This window comes from Mycobacterium sp. TH-M15, from assembly GCF_057473705.1.
Map to the genome: position 1 here is coordinate 1 of NZ_JBYCLB010000024.1, position 2,621 is coordinate 2,621.

General features: G+C 73.0%; 4 protein-coding genes. 1 reads left to right on the forward strand and 3 read right to left on the reverse strand.

Features of this window, described 5'->3' with window-relative positions:
- From AC2VNT_RS00645 to AC2VNT_RS00655, 3 genes are all read right to left on the reverse strand, one after another.
- Window positions 1-406 (reverse strand): reverse transcriptase-like protein (locus AC2VNT_RS00645; protein ID WP_486945021.1); only part of this gene is annotated, 406 nt, incomplete at its 3' end.
- Entirely contained in the window at window positions 403-1,137 is a 735-nt protein-coding gene (locus tag AC2VNT_RS00650) for a zinc ribbon domain-containing protein (protein WP_486945022.1), read from the reverse strand. The genes AC2VNT_RS00650 and AC2VNT_RS00645, both read right to left, overlap by 4 nt.
- Window positions 1,134-2,279, reverse strand: coding sequence for a Nif3-like dinuclear metal center hexameric protein (locus AC2VNT_RS00655; RefSeq protein ID WP_486945023.1), 1,146 nt, complete (start codon window positions 2,277-2,279; stop codon window positions 1,134-1,136). Before AC2VNT_RS00655 ends, AC2VNT_RS00650 begins: the two co-directional genes overlap by 4 nt.
- A gap of 73 nt (window positions 2,280-2,352) precedes the next feature.
- Here AC2VNT_RS00655 and AC2VNT_RS00660 point away from each other — a divergent pair.
- Window positions 2,353-2,621 (forward strand): arsenate reductase/protein-tyrosine-phosphatase family protein (locus AC2VNT_RS00660; RefSeq protein WP_486945024.1); only part of this gene is annotated, 269 nt, incomplete at its 3' end.

Consider the following 2,621-nt stretch of genomic DNA (forward strand, 5'->3'; position numbering starts at 1 on the left):
TCCCGGCCGCGGCGTCCATCGCCTCGTTGGCCAGCCGGTCGGCGTGCGAATTCCGTTCTCGGGGAATCCAGCGGTAGCTGACCGAGGCGAACCCGGACGCCAGCGTTCGGGCCCGCTGGTGCAGCGGCGCCAGCGTCGGGTGCTTGACCTTCCAGCGCCCGGCCATCTGCTCCACCACCAGTTTCGAGTCCATCGACACGGCGACCTCGGTGGCGCCCAGCCGCACCGCCTCCTCCAGGCCGGCGATCAGGCCGCGGTACTCGGCGACGTTGTTGGTCGCCCGCCCGATCGCCTCCTTGCTCTCTGCCAGCACCGTGGTGTGGTCGGCGGTCCACACCACCGATCCGTACCCGGCCGGCCCGGGGTTGCCGCGGGACCCACCGTCGGCTTCGACGATGACCTTCACCGGCCGAGGCCTTCGGAGCGCAACAGGATCGCGCCGCACTCCGGGCAGCGCAGCACGTCGTCGGCGGCGGCGGCCGAGATCCGGCCCAGCTCGCCGCGGTCGATCTCGATCCGGCAGGCGCCGCACTGGCCACCCCGCAGCACCCCGGCCCCCGCACCGCCCGCCGCGCGCTGCCGCTCATACAGCGCCAGCAAGTCGCCGCCGACCTCGGCGGCCAGTTCGCCCCGGCGAGCGGAGCGCTCGGCGCGGGTGGTCTCCGCCCCGGCGAGCGAGGTCTCCATCGCCTGCTGGGCGTTCGCCAGATCGACCGCCAGCCCGTGGAGCACCGCCGTCTCGGCGGCCTGCCGGGCCTGCAGCTGCTCACGCTGCTCCAGCACCTCCAGCAGAGAGTCCTCCAGGCTGGCCTGGCGGCGTTGCAGTGTCTCCAGTTCGTGCTGCAGGTCGGTGAGCTGCTTGGGATTGTCCCCCGACCGCAGCAGGGCGCGGTCGCGATCTTCGCGCTGGCGTACCGCGTCGATCTCGGACTCGAACCGTGCCGCCTGGTCCTCGACGTCTTCCAACGCGATTCGCACCGATGCCAGCCGATCGCTGGCCGCGGTGTGGCTCTGCTGGACGCGTTGGTATTCCTCGCGTTCCGTCAGATGGCTGATCCGGTGGGCAAGCCGGGTCAGCTCGGCGTCCAGCTCCGTCAACTCCAGCAGTGAACGTTGTTGACCCACGTCGGCCTTCATGCTTCGCCCCCTTCGGCACCCGGCCCGGCCGCCAGGTTCCACGGATCGGTTCGTACCGGGCAGACCCGCACCGGCAACGCTGCTCCGAACGCCGACCGAAGCAGCTCGGCGGCCTGGCCGCACCACGGGTATTCGCTGGCCCAATGCGCGACGTCCACCAGCGCCGGCGCGGAGGCACGGCGGTGCTCGTCGGCCGGGTGGTGGCGCAGATCGGCGGTGACGTAGGCCTGTACATCCAGCTTCGCCACGGTGCCGAGCAACGAGTCGCCCGACCCGCCGCAGACCGCCACCCGCGACACGGTCAGGGCCGGGTCCCCGCTGGCGCGCACCCCCCACGACGTGGCCGGCAACCCGGCGCCCACTCGGGAGACGAAGGCGCGCAACGGCTCCGGCCGGGGAAGCGCCGCGATCCGGCCCAACCCCACCCCGTCCGGCACCGGCTGCAGCGCGAACACGTCGTAGGCCGGCTCTTCGTAGGGGTGCGCGGCCAGCAACGCCCCCCGGACCGCTCCGCGGGCGCTCACCGGGGCGACCACCTCCACGCGGTCCTCGGCCACCCGCTGCACGGCCCCCACCCGGCCGATCGTCGGTGTGGCCCCGTCCCGGGGCAGGAACTGGCCGGTGCCGGCCGCGCTCCAGCTGCACTGGGCGTAGCCGCCGATCTCGCCGGCGCCGGCCGCGAACACCGCGGCGCGCACCGTCTCGGCGTGCTCGGCCGGTACGTAGATGACCCACTTGTCGGTATCGGATCCGCCGGCCGCCGGCTCCAGCACCCCCTCCACCGAGAGCCCGAGCGCGTCGGCCAGCGCGTCGGAGACCCCGGGTGCGGCCGAGTCGGCGTTGGTGTGCGCGGTGAACAGCGATCGCCCGGTGCGGATCAGCCGGTGCACCAGCGCTCCCTTCGGCGTGCTGGCCGCCACCGTGTCCACCCCGCGCAGCAGCAGCGGATGATGGGCCAGCAACAGCCCGCGATCCGGCACCTGGTCGACGACCGCGGCGGTGGCGTCCACGGCGACCGTCACCGACTCCACCGGGTCGTCCGGGTCGCCGCAGACCAACCCGACCGAATCCCACGGCTGGGCCAGCCGCGGCGGATAGGCCATCTCCAGCACGCCGATCACGTCGGCCAGCCGGACGGTCACCGGCGGGGTCTCCTCACGGATGAAACAGTAGTGCGCCGCCCACCCGGATCGGCGGATCGGGGACAATGGACGCGTGTCCGACCCGGTCCTGCACATCACCTTCGTCTGCACCGGCAACATCTGCCGCTCACCGATGGCCAAGAAGATGTTCGCCCGGCAGATCACCGACCGCGGCCTGCAGGACACGGTGCGGGTCACCAGCGCCGGCACCGCGCATTGGCATGTCGGCCGACCGGCCGACGAACGGGCCAATCGGGTGCTGCTGGGCCACGGCTACCCCACCGACCCCCGCGCCGCCCAGGTCGGCGACGACCAGCTGGCGGCCGACCTGCTGGTGGCTTT

What these genes read in the sequence shown, in the direction of transcription:
- AC2VNT_RS00650 (WP_486945022.1), bottom strand. Translation starts at nt 1,137, where the DNA reads ATGAAGGCCGACGTGGGTCAACAACGTTCACTGCTGGAGTTGACGGAG.